This window comes from Allobosea sp. 47.2.35 (genome assembly GCF_024655635.1).
GTDB lineage: Bacteria > Pseudomonadota > Alphaproteobacteria > Rhizobiales > Beijerinckiaceae > Allobosea.
Genome location: NZ_JANLGI010000002.1, coordinates 36,569 through 57,126, shown reverse-complemented (window position 1 = coordinate 57,126; position 20,558 = coordinate 36,569). Strand labels below are relative to the sequence as shown.

15 protein-coding genes are annotated in these 20,558 nt (G+C 67.3%); 8 read left to right on the top strand and 7 right to left on the bottom strand.

Translation table 11 applies throughout. The annotated features are described in order from the left end of the window. Nucleotides 1–36 precede the first annotated feature (36 nt). Both NUV79_RS02895 and NUV79_RS02890 read left to right on the top strand, forming a co-directional pair. Nucleotides 37–462: a MarR family winged helix-turn-helix transcriptional regulator gene (locus NUV79_RS02895; RefSeq protein ID WP_257731586.1), complete on the top strand. Its 426-nt coding sequence runs from the start codon at nt 37–39 to the stop codon at nt 460–462. 71 nt (nt 463–533) lie between these two features. Next, entirely contained in the window at nt 534–1,424 is an 891-nt protein-coding gene (locus NUV79_RS02890) for an alpha/beta fold hydrolase (RefSeq protein WP_257731585.1), read from the top strand. 6 nt (nt 1,425–1,430) lie between these two features. On the opposite strand, the gene NUV79_RS25245 is transcribed toward NUV79_RS02890, so the two are convergent. The 6 genes from NUV79_RS25245 to NUV79_RS02860 form a co-directional block, all read right to left on the bottom strand. Then, nucleotides 1,431–2,198 carry a hypothetical protein gene (locus NUV79_RS25245; protein ID WP_308218152.1) on the bottom strand — a complete coding sequence of 256 codons (768 nt, stop codon included), beginning with the start codon at nt 2,196–2,198 and terminating at the stop codon, nt 1,431–1,433. A 9-nt stretch (nt 2,199–2,207) separates the two neighbouring features. Continuing rightward, complete coding sequence (locus NUV79_RS02880; RefSeq protein ID WP_257731584.1) at nt 2,208–4,445, bottom strand: OmpA family protein; 2,238 nt, start codon at nt 4,443–4,445, stop codon at nt 2,208–2,210. A 369-nt stretch (nt 4,446–4,814) separates the two neighbouring features. Next, entirely contained in the window at nt 4,815–6,107 is a 1,293-nt protein-coding gene (locus NUV79_RS02875) for a porin (RefSeq protein WP_257731583.1), read from the bottom strand. 405 nt (nt 6,108–6,512) lie between these two features. Beyond that, nucleotides 6,513–10,829 carry a translocation/assembly module TamB domain-containing protein gene (locus NUV79_RS02870; protein ID WP_257731582.1) on the bottom strand — a complete coding sequence of 1,439 codons (4,317 nt, stop codon included), beginning with the start codon at nt 10,827–10,829 and terminating at the stop codon, nt 6,513–6,515. Next, nucleotides 10,829–12,841, bottom strand: a complete 2,013-nt coding sequence (locus NUV79_RS02865) for an autotransporter assembly complex protein TamA (protein WP_257731581.1) — start codon at nt 12,839–12,841, stop codon at nt 10,829–10,831. Before NUV79_RS02865 ends, NUV79_RS02870 begins: the two co-directional genes overlap by 1 nt. Before the next feature lie 106 nt (nt 12,842–12,947). Beyond that, nucleotides 12,948–13,703: a hypothetical protein gene (locus NUV79_RS02860; RefSeq protein WP_257731580.1), complete on the bottom strand. Its 756-nt coding sequence runs from the start codon at nt 13,701–13,703 to the stop codon at nt 12,948–12,950. Nucleotides 13,704–13,851: 148 nt separating this feature from the next. On the opposite strand from NUV79_RS02860, the gene NUV79_RS02855 reads away from it, so the two are divergent. Next, complete coding sequence (locus NUV79_RS02855) at nt 13,852–14,364, top strand: DUF4142 domain-containing protein (RefSeq protein WP_257731579.1); 513 nt, start codon at nt 13,852–13,854, stop codon at nt 14,362–14,364. A gap of 6 nt (nt 14,365–14,370) precedes the next feature. Here the strand turns inward: NUV79_RS02855 and NUV79_RS02850 are convergent, their stop codons facing one another. Then, on the bottom strand, nt 14,371–15,636 hold the full coding sequence (locus NUV79_RS02850; RefSeq protein ID WP_257731578.1) for an alkyl sulfatase dimerization domain-containing protein: 1,266 nt from the start codon (nt 15,634–15,636) through the stop codon (nt 14,371–14,373). Between the two features lie 248 nt (nt 15,637–15,884). On the opposite strand from NUV79_RS02850, the gene NUV79_RS02845 reads away from it, so the two are divergent. From NUV79_RS02845 to NUV79_RS02825, 5 genes are all read left to right on the top strand, one after another. Then, the gene (locus NUV79_RS02845) at nt 15,885–17,021 is read left to right on the top strand and encodes an ABC transporter substrate-binding protein (protein WP_257731577.1); all 1,137 of its coding nucleotides are present in this window, start codon (nt 15,885–15,887) and stop codon (nt 17,019–17,021) included. 151 nt (nt 17,022–17,172) lie between these two features. Beyond that, entirely contained in the window at nt 17,173–18,051 is an 879-nt protein-coding gene (locus tag NUV79_RS02840) for a branched-chain amino acid ABC transporter permease (protein WP_257731576.1), read from the top strand. Next, a complete protein-coding gene (locus NUV79_RS02835) occupies nt 18,048–19,052 on the top strand; it encodes a branched-chain amino acid ABC transporter permease (protein WP_257731575.1) in 1,005 nt (334 codons plus the stop codon). The genes NUV79_RS02840 and NUV79_RS02835 overlap by 4 nt, the downstream gene beginning before the upstream one ends. After that, the gene (locus NUV79_RS02830) at nt 19,049–19,792 is read left to right on the top strand and encodes an ABC transporter ATP-binding protein (protein ID WP_257731574.1); all 744 of its coding nucleotides are present in this window, start codon (nt 19,049–19,051) and stop codon (nt 19,790–19,792) included. The genes NUV79_RS02835 and NUV79_RS02830 overlap by 4 nt, the downstream gene beginning before the upstream one ends. A gap of 11 nt (nt 19,793–19,803) precedes the next feature. Further along, nucleotides 19,804–20,541 (top strand): ABC transporter ATP-binding protein, encoded by a 738-nt coding sequence (locus NUV79_RS02825; RefSeq protein ID WP_257731573.1) that lies wholly within the window; start codon nt 19,804–19,806, stop codon nt 20,539–20,541. The last annotated feature ends 17 nt before the right edge of the window (nt 20,542–20,558 follow it).

Here is a 20,558-nt window from a genome sequence, read left to right as displayed (position 1 = left end):
CGATCCGGAGCACGCAACGCTGAGCAGGGGAGCAAGATGGCCCGCGACCCATTCCTGACCTTCCGGCTCGACCAGTTGAGCCAGACCGCGATCGCGAAGGCCTCGCAGGTCTACAAGGACCGGTTCGGGCTCAATATCCGCGAGCTGCGGGTGCTGCGTGCCATCGGCGACCAGCCGGGGCTCTCGTCCCGGCGGCTGTCGGAGGCGACCTTCATCGAGCAAACGCTGGTCTCGAAGCACCTGCGTAAGCTGGTCAATGCCGGCCTCGTCCAACGCGAGCTGGAAAGCACCGATGCGCGGCGCGTCGCCTTGCATCTCACGGCGCAGGGCAAAGCCATCCGCGAGACCGCCGACAGCCTCGGCGAGGAAATGGAGCGCGATTTCCTGTCGGTGTTGACGCCGGAGGAACTCACCCAGTTCAACCTTTGCTTGGCCAAGCTACGCCACTGGGGCGCTTCCTGAGCCGAAAGCCGGCTTCCGCAGGCGTCGATGCCATGGTTAGGTGCGTCCCCCGGCACCCTTTGAGTCCCCTGATGCCCGAATCCGGTTTCACCTCCCGCTTCGTCAGCGCCAGCGACGGATTGAAGCTACATTATCGCGATTACGGCCCGCTCGCGGCGACTGCGCTGCCGGTGATCTGCCTGCCCGGCTTCGCCCGCACCGCAGCCGATTTTCATGAAGTAGCGCTTGCCTTGTCTCAGGACGAGGCCAAGCCGCGCCGCGTGCTGGCGCTGGATTATCGCGGCCGGGGCCTGTCCGATTACGACAAGAACTGGAAGAACTACGATATCCGCGTCGAGCTCGACGACCTCATCCAGGTGCTCGTCGCCGGTGGCATCGAGCAGGCCATCTTCGTCGGCACCTCGCGCGGCGGCCTTTTGACCATGGCGCTGGGGGCCGCGCGCCCCGCAATGATCCGCGGCGTGGTCTTCAACGATGTCGGCCCGGTGATCGACGCGCGCGGCCTGCTGCGCATCCGCGGCTATGTCGGCAAGCTGCCGATGCCGCGCAGCTTCCAGGAAGGCGCCGAGATCCTGAAACGCCTGTCGGACCAGCAGTTCCCGATCCTCGGCGACGCCGAATGGGAGATGATGGCGCGCCGCACCTGGACCGACCGCGACGGCGCTCTAAAGCCCGACTACGATGTCCGCTTGATGAAGGTGCTGGAGGAGCTCGATCTCGAAGCGCCGTTGCCGGTGCTCTGGACCTATTTCGATGCGCTCAAGACCGTGCCGATGCTGGCGATCCGCGGCGCCAATTCCGACCTGCTGGCGGAAAAGACGCTGGAGGAGATGGCGGAACGCCATCCCGATTGCGAAACCCATACCGCGCCCGGACAGGGTCATGCCCCGCTGCTCGGCAGCAAGGACATGATCCGGCGGATCGCCAAGCTGGTCGCGCGGGCGGAGCGCCGCGCCGGCTGACCGGCTTCAGGATTTCGGGCGCTTGTCCTCGATCTTGTCCTCGACGATCTCGGCGACATTGCCCTGCCCCGCCGTGCCGTCGTCGCGCGAGGTTTCGACCTCGCCGGCCTTGGCCCGTCTGGCGAACTCCGTCTCGGTTCCAGCCGCCAAAAGCTTGGCCTGACTGACCCAGTCCTCGCGCTCGATGCGTCCGGGAAAGGCGAGATAGCCGCCGACCCATTCGACATTCTCCGGCGCCCAACCAGCGATCTGCTCGAAATGCCAGATGCCGAGACCGTGCAGCCGGCCCTCGTTCTGACGGCCGATGCCCTTGATCAGCTTGAGGTCGTCCGGCGTGTCGTCGCGGGCGGCTACGAGCCCGGCCGGACGCTGGCCGGGCAACTCCGCCTCGTTTTCGACAGGCGGCAATCGGGCCTCAGTCGCCACAGACGGGAGGACCGACGCGGCGCTTGCAACGACCGCAGCCTGTAGCGTCGCCACGGGCTCGGCGGCCATTTGCGAAGTCTTCGGTTTGCGGAGGAAGCCCGCGCAGACGCAGCCCGCCCAGTAGACGGTCGTAAACAGCAGCGCCGTCTCGACCCAGGTTGCCGGCACGCCGTTCAGGAACTGAAACCAGGTCAGGACGGCACCAACGCCCCAGAGCGCAGCCAACACGCTCCAGGCACCGCTCCAGAGCCGCGCCTTACCGCCGTCATGGCTGATCCAGCCCATGGCGAAGCCGAGACCGAAGGCGGCAAGCAGGAACCAGACGAACTGGCTGGCGAGATAGAGCATGTCAGCCTCCTACTTCGCCACGGTGAACTGCACGCGGCGGTTCATCGCGCGGGCTTCCAACGCCTCGTGCGGCACGAGCGGCCGGCTGCTGCCATAGCCCTTGACGGCAAGCTGCGCGGGGTCGATGCCGCGCCGCGCCAGTTCGTCCCGCACGCGCAACGCCCGGCGCAAGGACAGATCCGCATTGTCGAAGCCACGCCGCTCGCCGTCACGATTGGCGTGCCCCTCGATGACGACCGGAGAGCCCGGACATTTCTTGAGGATGGCAGCCGCCTCACTGACGACGCGCTCGGTCTTGGCATCAAGCGCGACGACCGACGTTCCCTGGCCGAACAGGACCGTATTGCGCCTGGTCAAACCGTCGAGATCGTTCTGGCAGCTCGCTGGTGGATCAACAACGCAACCGGTCTGGCGCAGGCCCACCATCGCATCGACCTTGAAGCCCTGCGGCAGGCCGGTGGCGGCGCTGGTCTCGATTTCGCTCTTGATCAGGTCGCGGCAGGTCAGGCCCCGCAAGGTGATGCGATCGTCCACCACCGAGGCCGAGCCGAGATCGAGGCGCAGCAGATCGGCAAGCACGGCCCGGGCCGCTTCGGCAAAGCCGGCCGGAGCGCCTGGAACCAGCGTGGTCACATCCTCGAGCCGATCCTTCAACGGCGAATCCGCGATCAACGCGCGCAACGCAGCCTGTGTCGCCTGATCGGGCAGGTATCCGGAGAGCCGCAAGCCGGTCCGATCCGCAGAGAGCGACAGCCCGTAGGGCCGCACGACGACGCTCTCGGGCAAGTCGGGCAGCCTCAAGCCGGCAGGAGCATTGCGGGAAAGGAGTTCCTGCAGGGCCGCGAGACTCGCGGCATCCGCCGCCTCACCCGCGATCGCAAAAGCCTTGTCACGGATCGTCACCGAACCTGCCTTGAGCTTCGACAGAGCATCGAGGGCAAAGGCGATGGTCGTCCGCAGAGCGAGCTCGGACCGAAGCGCCGGCTCGATCGCCATGCGGTCATCGAGCGCGGCCTCGCCGAAACGGCTGCGCGCGGCGACGAGAATATCGGCGCGAGCAGACTCGTCCGGGAGTTTCCCGGTCAGGCGGAGACCGCTTTCGCCCCGAGTCGCGCTCCATTCCAGCGGCACCGGCGTAACCGCTCGGGGAGCGGCGAGCGGCGCGCCTGGCGGTGAGCCGGGAAGCACGCCTTGCGGGCCCGCGGGAGCAGGCGAGGTCACCGGGCCTTCCGGCTTCGGCGGCATCGGCAGCACATCATGCAGAACCAGGCCCGGCACCTCGGGCAGAGGAACGACCACCGGCACGGGTGGCGGCGCCGGCGGACACTCGATCACGGCCTGGGCAACCGAATCCGGGCCATCCAGCTGGGCGATCTGCAGGCGCAGCGCTTGGCACGCCTCGTAGGTCTCAGGCCCCTTCCCGGCCAAAGCGTAGCTTTCGCCATTAATCTCAGCCTTTCCCTGCCGCAGCCGGGCCAGATCGCCGAGGGCGCGCGCAACCTTCGCGAAGAAGGCAGGGGGAGCGCCGAGCGCAGGTTTCATCTCATCGCGAAAGGCGGCACCGGCGCCGAAAGCCTGCCGCGCGACAGCCAGGATCCGGCCCCGCGCGTCCTGGTCGGGATAGGAACCGCGCAACACCACCCCGGTGCCAGCCTCCTGTTCGGCGCTCCAGCGGTAGGGTGCGACCGTCGGCGGCTCGAGGTCGCATTTGACGGCGCGATAACCCGGCCGTTCCGCCTGCTCCATCGCCGCCTCGAGCGACAGGAAGGAATCGGAGCTAGCCGCCTTGCCCTCGATGCAGAAGCGGCCATCGTCGAGCGTGACCCGGCCGGTAGCGAGCTTCGGCAATTCGGCCAGCATCGCCACGGCCATGGCCGCGAAGCCTTCCGGAGCACCAAAGGCAACGGCCTGACGATCATCGATCCGTATGCCGGGCAAAGCTGCGGCGGCAACGGCCACATTCGCCGACGCGGTCTCGAGATCCGGCACGAAACCGCCGAGCGTCACGCTGTCCGACTGGCGGCTGGCAAACCAGGAATAGGGCTTCTGCGCGACGACCTGCGAAAGCCCGCCAAGCGTCCTGCGCACGCCGAACTCGGCGTGCAGCCGAGCCATGGCCTTGCTCGCTCCGTCGGAGGACAGGACCTCACCCCCGATCGTGACATCGCGGCCGTCGACCTGAGCCACGACCGGCCGGGCGCCCGGCGTCGTGCCGGCCGCCGCCGCCACAGCCTGTTCGGCGCGCATGCCGACATCACGCTCGATGACGGAATCAAGCGCGAGATTTCCGGCTCCCCACAACAAGCCCAGTGGGATCAGCCCCCAAAGCCAACGCGCCGGTTGAGACATGCACAAGCCCCCTGCCCGCGCCGCCCTCAAGCCAGACGCGGTACCCCAAGATCGCGATCACCCTTGTTTTTTCAACGGCTTGTCGAGCGATCCGCAGATATCGATTCAAAGGGCGCCCTAAGCCACATTCCCAGGGACCGTGACGGGAACGCCTGAACCAGATCAGGCCGGGCGGCTGGCCTCCGTCAACAGCGAAGCCGGAACAACCCACATAAAAAAGAAGCCCCGGGTTTCCCCGGGGCTTCCTGACCAGAGATCGGAAACCGATCAGAAGTCGCGCTGGATGCGCAGACGGCCGGTCCAGGCGTCGTCCGACTTGATCGTACGACCGTTGACGGCGAAGGCCTTGGCGTCCGGAACGCGAACACCGTACTCGGTGCGCGAGTAGAGGACTTCGACACCGATGTCGAGGCCGGAGACCGGCGACCACACCAGGTTGGCGCCGAGGATCAGCTCCTTCGGATCGACCGAGCGGATCGCGCCGTCGTTCGTCTGGAGAGCCGAGTACGAAGCCAGGAAGTCCGAACGGATGGCCGGGGTCCAGTAGTGGCGCAGAGCCGCAACCAGGTTGTAGCCAGTGTTCGACTTCAGGTTGCCGAAAGCGTTCGGGCCGAAGTTGTTGACGGCATAGGCGGGAAGACGGCCGTAACCAGCGGTACCCCAGCCGAGGTACTCGAGAGCGCCGTCAGCATAACCGGCCTGCAGGAACAGGGCGTCGCCAGCAGCCAGCATCGGCAGGTTGATCTTCACGCCGGCCTGGATGGCCCAGCCCATCTCGTCCTTCTTAGCGCCGTTGCCGCCAGCGAAGGGCGACGAGTACGCGCCGCGATCACCGATGGCGCCCGACAGCTGAGCAGCGCCCCAGCCCTGCTCGACGCGGAGCGAAGCGACGACGTCAGGATAGGTCGTGCCCTGATAGGCGGCGAAGGTCGACGGACGACGACCGGTCGTCTTCGGATCTTCGAGCGAGATCGTGGCGCTGAAGCCGCCGCCGAAGGTGGCGGTGTAGGCCAACAGGTTCGGCGAGCGATCCGAAGTGCGGAGGACGCTGAAGCCGTAGTCGTTGGCGTAGAAGTCGTAGAACGACTGCGCCTTACCAGCGGTGATCGGGCCGAACTGCACGAAGGCCTTATCGAGACCGAGGCTGCTGTCGCTGGTCGTGCCGTTGACACCCGAGAAGCGGTTGGCGCCGGCGTTGGTGCCGCCGTAGCCGTACGAACCCGTGCTGGTGGTCACGTCGTAACGCACGAAGGTGCGCAGCGTGCCGTAGGCGGTCTGGTTGCGGGCGTCGATGTAGATACGGCCGCGAGCGCGGGTGCCGTACGAATCCTGGCCAGCGTTCCAACGCTCACCGAAGGTGTACTCAGCGCGGACACGACCACCGATACGAAGGCAGGTGTCGGTGCCCGGGATGTAGAAGAAGCCGGCGCCAAAAGCGGAGCAGACACGAACGTATTCGACCGGAGCGGCCTTCCGCGAGGGAAGGTCGGCGGCCTGAGCCCCGGCGACCGCGGCGATGCCGGCGGCGGAACCGAGGAGGAGGCTCTTGACGAGCTTCATTTGGTAACCTCCAAAAGAGTTTCGAGACCCTCGGGCTTCAGCCTGCCCCCCGCCCCAGACTTTCAGCCTGATCGCAGAACCTGCTTATTCCCGGTCTTTCGCCTGCGTCACCGACCTATTTCGGAGGCGAAGGCGAAAAACAGCGACCGGGAACGTCCCGACGCATTCCCACCATACGAAAGCCGCCCCGCCGATCAACCACGATCCGTGCCCCAAGGCCGGGAATGGGGTGCTTTGAAAACCGGTGTTGCAGGCGAGCCACGCTTTGACCGGCGAAATTCACCAAGCATTAACCCCAACGGCACCGCACAAGCGATTTTTGCCTTGCGAAGCCGGGGAATCGCTCCATCGGAAACCGGATTCGAGCCGAATCTCTCCGCAGCCCGATTCTCGTGGGAAGCCTGTTCAGTATTCCCACTCGGCGCCGATTCCGACAGCAGCGCTGCCGTCCGCCCCGGTCTCAGCCTGGAGCTTCAGGCGCTTGGTCACGTCGATGCCGACCGAGACGCCGCTATCCTCCGGCTTGGAGCCGACCTTCACCCCGACGGAGATGTTGTCGCTGATATAGCGAGAGGCTCCGACGGTCGGTCCGCCCGCCCCCATCTGGATGTCGAGATTATCGACGCCCAGCGATCGGCGCAGCCGTTCGAAGGTATCGTCGCCGCCGCCACCGGCGAACTGAGCCGCGGCCTGGGCGAGCTGCAGGGCCTGGAAGGGCGAGAGGGAGCCCGAGGCGCGAGCGAAGAGCAGTCGCGACAGCACTTCATCCTGCGGCAATTCGGGTTGCGAGGTGAAAGCGAAGACCGGCTGGTCGGCCGGGCCGCTGATGATGATCCGGGCGGTAACGTCGCCGGCGCTGGTCTGAGCGATGAAATCGAGTTCGGGAATCAGCCCACCCGCGAAGGTCAGCCGGCCACGGCTGAAGTCGAGCCGCTGCGTCAGCACGCTGAGCCGGCCGCGGCGCAGTTCGAATCCGCCATCGAGCGCCGGCGCAGAGGAGGTGCCACCGACGCGAATCTCGCCGCCTAGCTCGGCATCAATGCCGCGACCGCGGATGAAGACCTTGTTGGGGGCGGAGACCGTCAAGGCGAGCGTCGCATCGAAAGCCGGCGCCGCGCGGCCGCGTCCTCGGGCCTGCTGCGCTTTGCGGGCGGCAGCGAGACGAGCGGCAGCAGCGCCGCGCGCATTCACATGCCTGATGCCGTCGACCGGACGGAGCGTCGCCGGCAGGCGATCCGGCACAGAGACCTCGAGCGAAGCGATATCGACCCGGCCACTGAGACGCGGGCGCTGGGCGAGCGGCCCGGTGATTTCGAGATTCAGCCCCGCCACGGCGGTCACCAGCCCGCTGGAGACGAGCTGTGCGCGGTCGCCACGAATGCGGATATTGCCGGGGAAGCCCGCCGCCGGATCGACCTTGACCTGCCCGCTCGCCGAGATCGTACCGCCGTTCGGCGTCTGGGCGCTTGCGCGCTCGATCGTCAGGTTGTCGCCATTGGCGGCGATGCGCGCTTCGATGGCATTGAGGCGAATGCCTTGAAGGGCGTCGGTGAAGCTGCCGCCCGTCAAGGTCGCGTTGCCGCTGAGACGCGGGACGGCAGCGGTTCCGCCGGCGCGCATGTCGAGGGCGACCGCGCCCGTGACGCGCTGTCCGCTCGCGGCGAGCATCGTGTTGGCGAGCGCGGCATCGACGCGTCCTTGCGCGGAGAGGTCGAGCGGGCCGGTGGCGTTGAGCGGCGCGGTGCCGCGGACCGTCAGACTGGCACCCTTCCCGGCGTTCACCGTCGCGGAGATGCCGGCGGCATCGCCCTTGAGTGTGCCCTCGCCCTGGATCTCGACCGGCGGCAGGCCGGCTTGACGCGTTTCGGGCGTGACGAGCTGCGCGATCCTGAGTTTCCACGGGCCCGAGAGATCGCCGGGCTTGCCCTTCACTTGCGCCTCGGCATTCAGCGTTCCGCCCAGCTTCAGGCTGGGCACGGCGATGCTCGCGGCGGAGAGCGGCACGTCGCGGGCAGCGAAGCGCAGGTCAAGCGTCTCGCCGGCGCGGCCGTCGAGCGTCACCCGCCCCTTGTCGATCACCAGCGCGAGATTGGCGATTTCGACGCCGGAAGCCGGGAAGCTGAAGGCCGCAGGATTGGCCAGCGTGATCGCGCGACCATCGCGGCGCGCGTCGAAGGAGGCGAGTTCCAGCTTCAAGGGTTCGCCCGGAACGAGGCGGCCGGCGCCCTTCAGCGCGAAGCCGCGGGCATTGGCGGTCAGGGTGAAGGCGCTGGCATCGGGCGCGCCTTTTGAATCGAAGCGGATGCCGCTGATCGCCTCGCCGGCCGCGACGGCGCGGTCGATGGCGATCGCGGCATCGAGCATCGGGCGGCCGTGTATGTCGCGGGCATTGGCGCGGGCATCGAGCTTGTCGATGGTGAAGGACGGGCCAGCAAGCCGCGAGCCGCGGGCGGTCAGGTCGATATCCTGCCGGCCCTCCGGCGCCGCGAGCACGATATCGGCGTCGAGCTGTCCGCCGAGCTTGGCCAGAGCCAGCGCCGAGAGATCGTCGAGATTGCGGGCGGCGAGCGTCAGGCGGCCGGCGGCCCGGCTCGCCGGATCGAGCGTCAGGCCGCCGTTCAGGCGGACGGAGCCGAGCGCGAAATCGAGCGTCGAGAGGTTCCAGCTATCGTCAGGTTGACGCGCGAGACGCAGCGAGCCGGTCGCCGGCTTGGAATCGACCTCGCCAGCCAGCGTGACGCTGGCATCGAGCGCGCCCTGCAGGTCCTTGGCGACGGCATCGATGGTCAGGCGCGGGATCGGCCGGGCGAGTGCGGTGGCGTTCGCGACGGCGATACGGGCCGTGGCATCGAGCCTGTTCTGCGGCCCGGTGATTCGGGCGGTGACGTCGCCGCGGCCGGAAAGGCGCGGATCGGCGCGCTTGAGATCGGGCAGGTTCAGCGCGAGCTTCAAGTCGGATTGCTGCTGGCCGATCGAGCCGTCCGCCGTGAAGGCGGCATGCAGGCCGGCCACGCGCAGGCCGGTCACGTTATAATCTCCGGCGAGCGCATTGACGCGACCGGCGAGTGTCAGGTTACCGGCGAGCAGGCGGTCGAGGGCCGCCTCGCCCGTCGCGAGGCGCTCGGCCTTGCCGGCGAGCGTCGCCGTGTAATTGTTCGTGCGCGGCGTCGCATCGAGATCGGCTGTGATATCCGCCCTCCCCGTGAGCGAGCGCCCGGCGAGACCGCTCAGGCGAGCGAGATCGGGCAACGCTGCCTTGAGCTGGCCGAGCACGCGCGCCTGGCCGAGCTTGCCCTTGTAGTCGAGCTCGACGCCGGAGAGCGCGAGCTTCAGCGCTTCGAAATCGGCGGTGCCGTCATCCTGCCCGGTGCCGCGCAAGGTGAAGGTGACCTTGTCGCCGACCGCGCGCATCAGCGCCTTGTCGGCCAGAACGATCCCGCTCGCCTCGCCGTCAGAGGTCAGGGTGATGCGGGTGCCGGGCTCGCCGATCGTGCCGGTCGGCGTCGCGTTGAAGACAAGCGCGACCTTGCCGAACTGCCCGGCCGGCAGCTTGGCGTCGCTTGCGTCCAGCTTTGCGACGACGGTCGGCCCGGTGACCGGGCCGCGGATCGTCGCGTCGAAGGCGAGCTTGCCGATCTCGGTGCCTGCCGTGACGGTGCGGCCATCCGCATTGGGGCGTGAGGCGGCAGTGACGCGCAGGTCGAGCGTCTTGTCGGGATTGTAGCGGCCGAGCACATCGAGACGCGCCAGCGCCGAGACCAGCGCGAGATTGCGGATATCGACGCCGCTATCGTCCCGCAGGCCGATCGAACCGTCGAGCCGGGTCGAGCCGGTGAAGACCGGCGCCACCGGTGCCGGCATCAAGCCTTCGATGCGGGCATCGAGTGCCAGCGCAAGCTGACGTTCGGCACCCGAACGGGACAGCGTGGCGGAGCCGTCGGCGCCGATGGTCGGGCCGGCGGTGAAGACGAGGCTGGAGCGGAAGGCGTCGAGCGGGCCGTCGCCGTTGAGGTCCAGCTTCACCGGAGGCTCGCCCGGGAGACCGGCGGCCTTCGAGATCAGGCCGCCCGCCGGCTCGTCGAGCTTGGCCGCGAGCTGCAGGCGCGTGCTTTCCGGCACGAAGGACAAGGTGACATTGAAGAGCCCGCCCATATCGAGCCGCTTCGCCTCGAGCTTGAGGTCGAGCCCCTCATTGGGCGGTCCCAGCCGCGCGGCGCCACTGGCGCTCAGGCGAGCGGCGACGCCCAGAACGGGTTGCCCCAAGGCCAGCTCGTTGAGCTGGAGCGCCCTGACGATCACCTTGAGCGGCAACTCGGGCAGGATCGGCTCGTTGCTCGGCGGTGCCGCGCCGGCCGGCTGCGGCGCGGGCTTGCGCAGGATTTCGAGCTTGCCGATCTCCAGCCGGTCGACATCGAGCCGGCGCAGCAGCAGGGCGCTGCGCGTCCAGATCAGGCGGACGCGGTCGAGACGCAGCCAGGCGCCGTCACGGTCCGAGAGCACGATGTCACGGATCTCGACATCGGAGGACAGCGCACCGTTGACCTGGCCGATCGAGACCTGACTGGAATCGCTCGACAGGGCCTTGGAGATCAGGTCGGCGATCACGCCGCGATCGGTCTGCGCGTTCTGGGCGAAGCCGCCGAAATGCGCCGAGAACAGGAAGCCCGCCGTCAGCAGCAGCGCGAACAAAGCGAGGCGCGGGATGGTGAGGAGCCGGCGCATCAGAAGGCCTGCCCGATACTGACATAGAGCGCGACCGGCTTGTCGCCTTTGCGCGGATTGAGCGGCGCGGCGACGTCGACCCGGATCGGCCCGATGCCGGTATAGTAGCGCAGGCCCAGGCCGGCAGCCATCTGCAGCTTCTGCTTACCGTCCGGCAGGCTCGATTCGAAGGCGGTGCCCGCGTCGAAGAAGGGCACGATGCCGATCGTGTCCGTGATCTTGATCCGGGCCTCGACCGAAGCCTCCAGCAGGCTGCGCCCACCGGTGACACGGCCGAACGGCCCGAGCGGCGACAGGCTGCGATAGGCATAGCCGCGCACGGAGCCGCCGCCGCCGGCATAGAAGCGCCGCGTCGCCGGAATCTCGTCGAGGCTGGCGCCGGAGATCGAGCCGAAGCCGATGCGGCCGGCGAGCACGTAACGGGCATCCTCGTCGAGCGCGTAATAGGCGGAGACGCTCGCCTTCGTCTGGTAGATGCCGACCGTCGAGCCGAGGAAGGTCGGATAGGGCGTGAAGGAGGCGGTCGCACGATAGCCGCGCGTCGGGTCGAGCAGGTTGTCGGTGGAATCGTACTTCACCGACAGGGGAATGCCGACGAGCGTGTAGTCGACCTGCCCCAGCACGTCGCTGGTCTGGCCGCGCTCGACCTCAATGCCGCCCTGGATCGAGAAGGTGTCGCTGAAGCGGTGGCGGATCGCGGTGGTAACGTTGCCGTAGCGAGCGGTGTAGCCGCCATAGCGATTGAGGCCGACGCGCTCGCGCGTCGCGACGCCGTCGAGCAGCCAGTCATTGCGGCTGCCGCCCAGCGCAGGCTTCATGAAGTTGAAGGCGAAGCGGCCGCCGAGATCGGATTCCTTGAAGTCGCCGAAACGCTGGAGCTTGCTGCCGTCGATCCGCGGCGCGAAGAAGACGCTGGCCTCCAGCCGCAGGCGCTCGGCCCCGCCGAACAGGTTGCGGTGCTCCCAATAGGTCTTCACAGCGGGGCCATCGACGGTCGAATAGCGCGCCGAGAAGCCGAGCAGGCGCTTCGGCCTCTCGGTCACGTCGACGAAGATCGGCAGATTGCCGGTCCGGTCGAGCTTGTCGTCCTCGCGGATGCGGACGGAGCCCACGGCGGGAATCGTCGCGATCGATTTGCGCGTATCGGCCAGCGCCTTCGGCGAATAGGGATCGCCCGGCTCCAGGTAGATGAAGGAGCGCACGACTTCGGGCGGGATCTCGTCGGTCTGTCCGATGGTGATGTCGCCGAAGCCGGCGAGCGGGCCGGGCGCGAGGACATAGGTCACGTCCATGATGCCGGCGGCATGGTCGACGACCGGCCGCAGCTCGACGATCCTGGCGAGTGGGCGCGACTGCGCGCGCATATAGTCGACGAGAGCCGCCTGCGCGGCCTTCAACGTCGCCGTGGTGGCTGCCTCGCCCTCCTTGAGCCTGGACACCCTCAGCGGATCGGCGATCGCCGGCGGGCCGGCTTCGTCGCGCTCGACGACATCGATCTTGCGCAGGCCGAAGACCTTGCCCGGCCGGGCAACGACCGTGATCGGTACGGCGTCACGATTTCGATGCGCTTCGAGCGCCCGGACCAGCGCCGCATTGGGCTCGGCTCCGATCCTGAGCGGCACGCCATCGACGACCAGCGTGATATCGGCGTTGAAATAGCCCTGCGACCAGAGCGCATCCAGCATCGGGTTGAGATCGGTCGCCATCCGGCGCGACAGGGACTCGCCATCGGGCGGCGCGTCCTGGCGCAGGCGGAAAAGCAGCGAGGCATCCTGCAGCGAGCGCGTCAGGGCCTTGGCGTTATCGGCCTCGCCGAGATCGAATTCGAGCTTGTAGGGCAAGCCGGATGGGCTCGGCGGCGGCGGCTCGTCCTTCTTGGTGAAGAGGCCGAACACATCGAGCGACGACAGATCGAAAGCCCGGGCAGGTTCAGCCTGCAGGCTCAGCAGTGTGGCAAGCGCACAGCCGCCGCTCAGCGCGACCGCATGCCCTGCCCTACGCCAGAACCGCATCCACCCTCCAAGCAACCCCCGCCACACTCAAAAATCATGCCCATGCCCGCCGCCATCATAGGCAGCGAGCAGGCATGCGCAATGCTCAAGGACTCGACCGTTCCCGCTAACGAAGGGTTAAGGTCACGGTCGCCAGCGGCGACAACCGCGTCACGACCTCGCCCTTTCCGGGCGAGAGCACGCCGCCGCAAAGGCTGCCGGTGGTGATGATCTGCCCGGCCTTCAGGCTGCCGAGATCGTCGCTCTGGCGGTTCGCCCAGGCGAGGAAGGGCGTCATCGGATCCCCGTTTCCGTGAACGGCCGGCTGGTCATAGATCGTGACGCCATTGAGCGAGATGAAGCAATCCAGGCCGCTGAGATCGTCCAGCACGGCGACATCGAGTTCCGGCCCGATCAGATAGCCGCCATGGCCCATCGCATCGGCGAGCCAGAGCGGGAAAGCGACATTGCCGGCCCAGTTGGCGAGGCGGCTCTCGACGATCTCGATGCCGAGATAGGCCTTGTCGCAGCAGGCGAGCAGCTCGGCGCGCGAATAGGCTTGAGCCGGACGGAACGGCACGTCGCGGGCAAGCCGGAGCGCGATCTCGATCTCGATGCGCAGCTCCGCGCCGATCGCCCCGTCATAGACATCGCCGGGCGCCAGCCAGGGGCCGGGCATCAGGCCGGCGACGGCCGTGCCGTCCTCGGCGATGCCGACCTTCCAGCCGAGTTCGGGAAGACCCAGCGCCTTGCCCACCCCCGCCTGCGCCTTCAAGCCCTCAGAGAGGGTCGCCGGCACCGGCAGGCTTGCGATCTCGGCCAGCGAACGCTCGCGGCGGGCCTTCACCAGCGCATCGCGCACGGTCTCGACGGTGGTCGGCATGGGGCTTCCTCTGAATCCGAATGGGCGAGCGTACGCGGCCCCTGCTATCGCAGCAGGCCAGGGGCGACAAGGCAGCTGAACGCACCGGCACCGGATTGCGGCGCATGGAACCTCGCCGTGGCTTCCCCGTTCCCCGAGCATGACCCAGATGCTTCATCATTCTCGCCGGGCGTTGCTGCACGGCTTTGCCGGCCTGGTTCTGCTGGGCTCGGCAGCTCAGGCGCAGTCGTCTGTTCCGGCGCGTGAATTCGTACGCCAGGCCGCGATCGCCCATATGTTCGGGATCGAGTCGGCGACGCTGGCGCTGCACAAGACCAATTCGCCCGCGATCAAGGATTTCGCACACGCACTGACCGGCGAGCAGGGCGCGGCGACCAGCGGCCTGCGCCGGATCGTCGCCAAGCGCTCGGACATCGCCCTGCCCGACCGGCCCGACGGGCGCCATCTCGACCTGCTGCGCGACCTCGGCAACAAACAGGGAGCGGCCTTCGACAGGGCCTATGTCGAAACCCAGCGCAACGCGCATCACGAAGCCGCCGTGCTGATGGAGCGCTATGCCAGTGAAGGCGACGATGCAGAACTGAAACGTTTCGCCGCGCAATCGCTGCCGGTGTTCCGCGAACTCGACCGCAAGTCGCAGGAATTGCCGGTCGCGCCCTAGCTTGCCTCAGCCCTTCGAGCGCCCCTCGGCCTCGCGCTCATAGACGGCGAGGAAGGCCTTGCCCATCAGCGAGTTCTCGCCGTCGATCAACTTGCGCAGCGTCGCTGCGCGGATGGCCTGGAGCTCAGGGTCATCCGGCACGGCCACCGCCGCGAGTTCCGCCAATGCCACGGCGAGCCGGTTCTGCCCCTGCCCTGCCAAGACCTCGGCACGCTCGGCCAGCTTGCGGGCGCCACCGGCGAGTTCGGCCAATTCAGCTGCCAGTTCGGCGGTTCGAGCGGGCTTCAAATGAGCCGCATTGCCGTCGAACCAGCCGGCATAGAAATGGTAGATGCCCCGGACGAGGAATTCGGGATCGTCGTATTTCGGCAGGAGATAGGGCTTGGCGAGGTAGCTCGCAGGCACCGTGACCTTGCTCAGGACATCTTCGAGCCCCGCCCCCGCATTCATCAGCGCGAGCGTCTCGCGGACGAGATGTTCCAGCGCCTCGGCGCCGTCGCTCAGCATCCGCGCGACACGCTCCGCCCCGAAGACGACGGGGCCATGGCCAGGGATGAGAATCTCCGGCTTGAGCGCCGCCATGCGCCGCAGCGCCTGCGCCCATTCGGCCGCATAGCGCTGGACCTTGCGCGGGTTGCCGGCATTGGGGAACACCCAGATCACGAAGTCGCCGCTCGCCAGCACGCGCCGCTCCGGCAACCAGACGAAGGTCGCGTCATCGGTCTCGCCGCGGCCATGGAAGAGGTCGAGCCGCTCCCCGCCTATCGCCAGCGACAGGGTGTCGTCATAGACCTCGTCGGGACGACGCTGGCCGATCGGGTAGACATAGCCGGGCATGTTGAACTGCTGGCTCTGCACCAAGCTGTTGAAGCCGTGCGAGTCGACATAGCGCTGCATGCGCCGGGCGACATTGCGATGGGCGACGATGCGCGGGCGCAGCCACCCGCGCGCATCCGCCTCCTCGTCAATCACCTTGATGCCGCTGGTATGGTCGATATGGCCGTGAGTGAAGATCACGGTATGGATCGGGCCATCGTCCCAGGAGCGGATGACGTCGAGCGTCTGTTTGGCGGTATCGGGCTTGGCGGTGTCGATCAGGACGAGGCCTTCGCGCGTCCGGATCGCCGTGACGCTGCCGCAGAAATAGGTGGTGTGGACGGTGATGATGGTGTCGTCCACCTGCGTGATCGCGCCATGCGAGACCGACGCGGTCCATTCCTCCATCGCCGCGCTGCCGTCCCAGAGGCGCTCGAATAGCGGGTCCTGTGTCATGCGGCGTCCTCTGGCGAAATCCCCGCCTGTTTAGCACCATCGACCGCCCGCGACAGGCCGGCGTGGCCGCATGCTGACAGCAGGCGTCAGCGGATCCGCCGGCCTCATCCCCGGCAAAGCGAAAACCTCAACCCCGCCAAACCCTTTCGCCTCTGGACATGGCGCCCCAAAGCCCGGCAAGAAGCGTGCGGGCGCCGCGGCCAACAAGACCGCGCGTGTGAACAAGAAACGTCCGGAGGAGTCAGGGAATGAAATCGCTTTGGGTCATGGCCGCCGTGCTCGGCGCCGCCCTCAGCCTGCCCGCGCAGGCGCAGGACAAGGTCAAGCTGGTCGACGTCATCGAATTGTCGGGTGCGGGCGCCGCCGCCGGCACCAACTGGAAGAACGGCGCCGACATGGCCATTGCCGACATCAACGCCAAGGGCGGCATCCTCGGCAAGCCGGTCGAGATCGTCCATTACGACACGCAGACCAATCCGGGGAACACCCGCGCCGCCGTGCAGCGCGGCATCGACGAGGGCGCCTACGCCATCCTCGGGCCGATCTTCTCCGGCCCGATCGGCGCCTCCATGCAGATCTCGCAGCGCGCCGAAGTCGCCCAGATCGTCGGCGGCGAGGCGGCCGGCTTCACCAAGCAGGGCAACCCCTACATCTTCCGGACCTCGCTGAGCCAGACGGCGGCGATGCCGAAGATCGCCAAATACCTGAAGGACACCGTCAAGGCCGGTTCGATCGCCGTGGTCTGGGTCAATAACGATTTCGGCAAGGGCGGCCGCGACGCCATCCTGCCCGAACTCGAGAAGGCCGGCATCAAGGTCGCCGTCGATGTCTCGACCGAGCAGGGCCAGGCCGATTTCACCGCCGACGCGATCAAGGTGAAGAACGCCAATGCCGATGCCGTCTTCGTCTATCTGAACGAGGAGGAGAGCGCCCGCTTCCTGCGCGCCGCCAAGCAGCAGGGCATCACCAAGCCGATGATCGGCGAGACCACCCTGCTCGGCGCCCGCGTGCTGGAGCTGGCCGGCGACGCCGCCAACGGCGCCAGGGGCCATGTCGGCCTCTCGACCGATGCGCCGATCCCGGCCCTGCAGGAATTCGGCAAGCGCTACCGCGAGAAATACGGCTTCGCTTCCGACCATAACGGCGTGAAGGGCTACATGGCCGTCTTCATGGTGAAATGGGCGACCGAGAAGCAGAAGAAGCTCGACAAGAAGGGCCTCGCCGACACGCTGCGCGGCGCGACCATCAAGGCGAGCGAGGAGCCGGGCATCATGATCGACACCGTGATCGAGCAGAACGGCGACCTCGACCGCGAGAGCTTCCTGGCCGAAGTCGTCAACGGCAAGCAGGTGATCAACACCACCCTGCCGCGGATCAAGCCGTAAGCAGCCAGCATACCCTCGACGTGATCCCGGACGGAGCGAAGCGAGGATCCGGGATCCATGCCTGAGCCTTCATCGACAAGGTTCGGGAATGGATCCTGGGTCTCCCTGCGGTCGCCCGGGATGACATGAGGTTGGGCACAAAGCGGAAGCCATGGCCGAATTCATCGCCTATCTCATTGCCGGTATCGCCACGGGCGCGATCTATGCGCTCGCCGCGATCGGCTTCACGCTGGTCTGGCAGACCTCGCAGACGATCAACTTCGCCCAGGGCGAGTTCGTCATGCTGCCGGCCGTGCTGATCCTGCTCGCGGTCAAGCTCTTCGGCCTGCCGCTCTGGGCCGGCGGATTGCTCGGCATCGCTGTCTTCCTGCTGATCTTCGGCGCCGGCTTCAAGCTCGTGGTCGTCGATCCGATGATCAAGCACGGCGTGCTGCCGCTCGCCATCGCCACCATGGCGCTCTCGATCGTGATGAAGGAAGGCGCCAAGGACGGCTTCTCGGCAGAGGCGCAGAGCTTCCCCTCGCTGGTGCCGACCGACATGGTCAACCTGCTCGGCGCATCGATCTCGCTGCAGCATCTCGCGATCATCGTGGTCGCCTTCGCGGCGATCGGCCTGCTGCAATGGTTCGTCGGCGGTACGAAGCTTGGCCGGCAAATGCAGGCGACGGCGCAGAACCCGACCGTCGCGCGCATCCTCGGTATCCCGGTCGAGCGGATGGTGCTGCTGACCTTCCTGCTCAATGCCGCGCTCGCCGTCGTCGCCTCGCTGCTGATCTCGCCGATCTATCTGGCGAAGTTCTCGAATGGCGAGACCATCGGCCTCTTCGCCTTCATCGCGGCCATCGTCGGCGGCTTCAACCAGGTGCGCGGCGCGCTGGTCGGCGGCTTGCTGATCGGCGTCGCGGATTCACTCGCCGCCGCCTACATTTCGACCCAGTACCGGCTGGCCGTGCCGCTGGTGCTGCTCGTCGCCATCATCCTGATCAAACCGGAAGGGCTGATGGGCCGCAAGGAGGAGCGCCGCGTATGAGCGCCCCCGCCGTCCAGAATTCGGCGCCCCTGCGCCGCGCCACCGGCCGCATCGATGCCGCGCTGATCGGGCTCATCCTCGGCGCCGTCATCCTCTGGTTCGCGCCAGTCGGGATGGGCCGCTACGGCACCTATGTGCTCTCGCTCTGGCTCGTCATGAGCATCGGCGTGATGGGGCTCAACCTGACGCTCGGCTATGCCGGCCAGACCTCGCTGGCGCAGGCCGCCTTCATGGGTCTCGGCGCCTACACGACCGCGATCCTGACCACGAAATACGGGGTGAATTGGTATGTAGCCTTCGCCCTGTCGGGCCTGCTGACCTTCGCGGTCGGCCTGCTGCTCGGCTTCCCGGCTTTGCGTGTCCGCACGCATTACCTCGCCTTCGTCACGCTCGCCTTCTCGACGCTGATCTGGCTGGTGCTCCGCAACGAGCAATGGCTGACCGGCGGCGTCTTCGGCATCTCCAACATCAACCGGCCCAACTTTTTCGGCATCAAGCTGTTCGGCGCGCTCGAATTCCATCGCTTCGTCGTCGTGGTCACGCTGATCCTGTCGCTCAAGCTGTGGTGGCTGATCCGCAGCCCTTGGGGCCGTGCCTTCACGGCGCTGCGCGAGAACCCGGTCCGGGCCGCGAGCCTCGGCACCGATACCCGCGCCTACACGCTGCTCGCCTTCGCCATCGGCTCGGCCTATGGCGGCTTCGCGGGGGCGCTCTATGCGCCGCTGGTCGAGTTCATCGACCCCTCGCCCTTCTCGCTGTCGCAGAGCCTGTTCCTGCTCCTGATGGTCGTCGCGGGCGGGGCCGGCTATCTCTTCGGCCCCTTCGTCGGCGCGCTGCTCGGCGTCGTGCTGCCGGAATGGCTGCGCTTCGCCGGCTCGCTCTACCTGATCATCTTCGCCGCGATCGTGCTCGCGCTGCTGGTCATCTGCCCGCAAGGCGTCAGCGGCCTGATCGAGCGCGGCTGGAATGCGCTCCGCCGCAAGACCGGGGGCACGCGATGAGCCCGGTCCTCGAAGTCCACGACCTGCACAAGGCCTTCGGCGGCATCAAGGCCGTCAACGGCGTCTCCTTCTCGGTGAAGGAGGGCGAAATCCTCGGAATCATCGGGCCGAACGGTTGCGGCAAGTCGACCCTGTTCAACTGCATCCTCGGCCAGCTCGAACCGACGCAAGGCGCGGTGAAGCTCGACGGCCGGGACGTCACCAACATGCGGCCGTCCGCGCTCAACCGGCTCGGCGTCAGCCGCACCTTCCAGCTCCTCCAGGTCTTCCCGGAACTCTCGGTCCGCGAGAACCTGATCCTCGCCGGACAGGAGCACCAAGGCTCGATGCTCGGCCGGCTGTTCGGCGAGCGCGATGCCGGCTTGTCGGAGAAGGCCGAGCAGATGATCGGCTTCTTCAAGCTCGGCCATCTCGCGTCGGCCAAGGCGGGGGGATTGTCCTACGGGCAGCAGAAGCTGCTCGACGCGGCGATGGCCTTCATGGCCGGCCCGCGTCTCGTGCTGCTCGACGAGCCGGCCGGCGGCGTGAACCTGACCATGCTCGGCGATCTCAAGGAGCGGCTGCGCGCGATCAATGTCGAGCAGGGCGCGACCTTCGTGGTGATCGAGCACAACATGGATTTCGTGATGTCGCTCTGCACGCGCGTGATCGTGCTGGCCGAGGGCAAGGTGCTGGCCGAGGGCACGCCGGCCGAGGTCCGCGCCAACCCGGCCGTGATCGAAGCCTATCTGGGACACTGAGGAGCGCGGCGATGAGCACCCCAATCCTCGAACTCGATGGCGTGGTCGGCGGCTATGGCGCCATGACCATCCTGAACGGCACGAGTTTCGCGGTGAAGCGCGGCGCGATCACCACCATCATCGGGCCAAACGGCGCCGGCAAGTCGACCGTGTTCAAGGCGATCTTCGGCCTGCTCAAGCTGCGCGAAGGCCGCATCCGCTTCGACGGACGCGACATCACCGGCTGGAACCAGCGCAAATTGCTCGAAGCCGGCATCTGCTACGTGCCGCAGGGGCGCAACATCTTTCCCGAGCTTTCGGTGCGCCACAATATCGAGCTCGGCACGGTCGCCGCCGGCGCGGGGATCACCGACATGCCCCAGCGGCTTGAAGAGGCGCTCGACCGCTTCCCGGCGCTCCGTCGCAAGGCCAACCAACAGGCCTCGACCTTGTCCGGCGGCGAGCAGAAGCAGCTCGAGATCGTGCGCGGCCTGCTGCTCGATCCCAAGCTCGTGCTGATCGACGAGCCCTCGATCGGCCTCTCGCCGCTGATGGTGCAGGAGACCTTCGGCATTCTCAGGGATCTTCGGGCCAAAGGCGTCTCGATCCTGATGGTCGAGCAGAACGCCCGTTCGGCGCTGGAGATTTCCGACGAAGGGCTGGTGCTCGAACTCGGCCGCACCCGGATGCAGGGGCCGGCGGCGGAGATCCTCGCCGATCCGCGCATCGGCCAGCTCTTCCTAGGCGGCACGCTGACCGACGCGGCCTGACGGCGCAGGCGTCAAGC

What these genes read in the sequence shown, in the direction of transcription:
- NUV79_RS02895 (WP_257731586.1), top strand. Translation starts at nt 37, where the DNA reads ATGGCCCGCGACCCATTCCTGACCTTCCGGCTCGACCAGTTGAGCCAG.
- NUV79_RS02890 (WP_257731585.1), top strand. Translation starts at nt 534, where the DNA reads ATGCCCGAATCCGGTTTCACCTCCCGCTTCGTCAGCGCCAGCGACGGA.
- NUV79_RS25245 (WP_308218152.1), bottom strand. Translation starts at nt 2,198, where the DNA reads ATGCTCTATCTCGCCAGCCAGTTCGTCTGGTTCCTGCTTGCCGCCTTC.
- NUV79_RS02880 (WP_257731584.1), bottom strand. Translation starts at nt 4,445, where the DNA reads ATGCGCGCCGAACAGGCTGTGGCGGCGGCGGCCGGCACGACGCCGGGC.
- NUV79_RS02875 (WP_257731583.1), bottom strand. Translation starts at nt 6,107, where the DNA reads ATGAAGCTCGTCAAGAGCCTCCTCCTCGGTTCCGCCGCCGGCATCGCC.
- NUV79_RS02870 (WP_257731582.1), bottom strand. Translation starts at nt 10,829, where the DNA reads ATGCGCCGGCTCCTCACCATCCCGCGCCTCGCTTTGTTCGCGCTGCTG.
- NUV79_RS02865 (WP_257731581.1), bottom strand. Translation starts at nt 12,841, where the DNA reads ATGCGGTTCTGGCGTAGGGCAGGGCATGCGGTCGCGCTGAGCGGCGGC.
- NUV79_RS02860 (WP_257731580.1), bottom strand. Translation starts at nt 13,703, where the DNA reads ATGCCGACCACCGTCGAGACCGTGCGCGATGCGCTGGTGAAGGCCCGC.
- NUV79_RS02855 (WP_257731579.1), top strand. Translation starts at nt 13,852, where the DNA reads ATGCTTCATCATTCTCGCCGGGCGTTGCTGCACGGCTTTGCCGGCCTG.
- NUV79_RS02850 (WP_257731578.1), bottom strand. Translation starts at nt 15,636, where the DNA reads ATGACACAGGACCCGCTATTCGAGCGCCTCTGGGACGGCAGCGCGGCG.
- NUV79_RS02845 (WP_257731577.1), top strand. Translation starts at nt 15,885, where the DNA reads ATGAAATCGCTTTGGGTCATGGCCGCCGTGCTCGGCGCCGCCCTCAGC.
- NUV79_RS02840 (WP_257731576.1), top strand. Translation starts at nt 17,173, where the DNA reads ATGGCCGAATTCATCGCCTATCTCATTGCCGGTATCGCCACGGGCGCG.
- NUV79_RS02835 (WP_257731575.1), top strand. Translation starts at nt 18,048, where the DNA reads ATGAGCGCCCCCGCCGTCCAGAATTCGGCGCCCCTGCGCCGCGCCACC.
- NUV79_RS02830 (WP_257731574.1), top strand. Translation starts at nt 19,049, where the DNA reads ATGAGCCCGGTCCTCGAAGTCCACGACCTGCACAAGGCCTTCGGCGGC.
- NUV79_RS02825 (WP_257731573.1), top strand. Translation starts at nt 19,804, where the DNA reads ATGAGCACCCCAATCCTCGAACTCGATGGCGTGGTCGGCGGCTATGGC.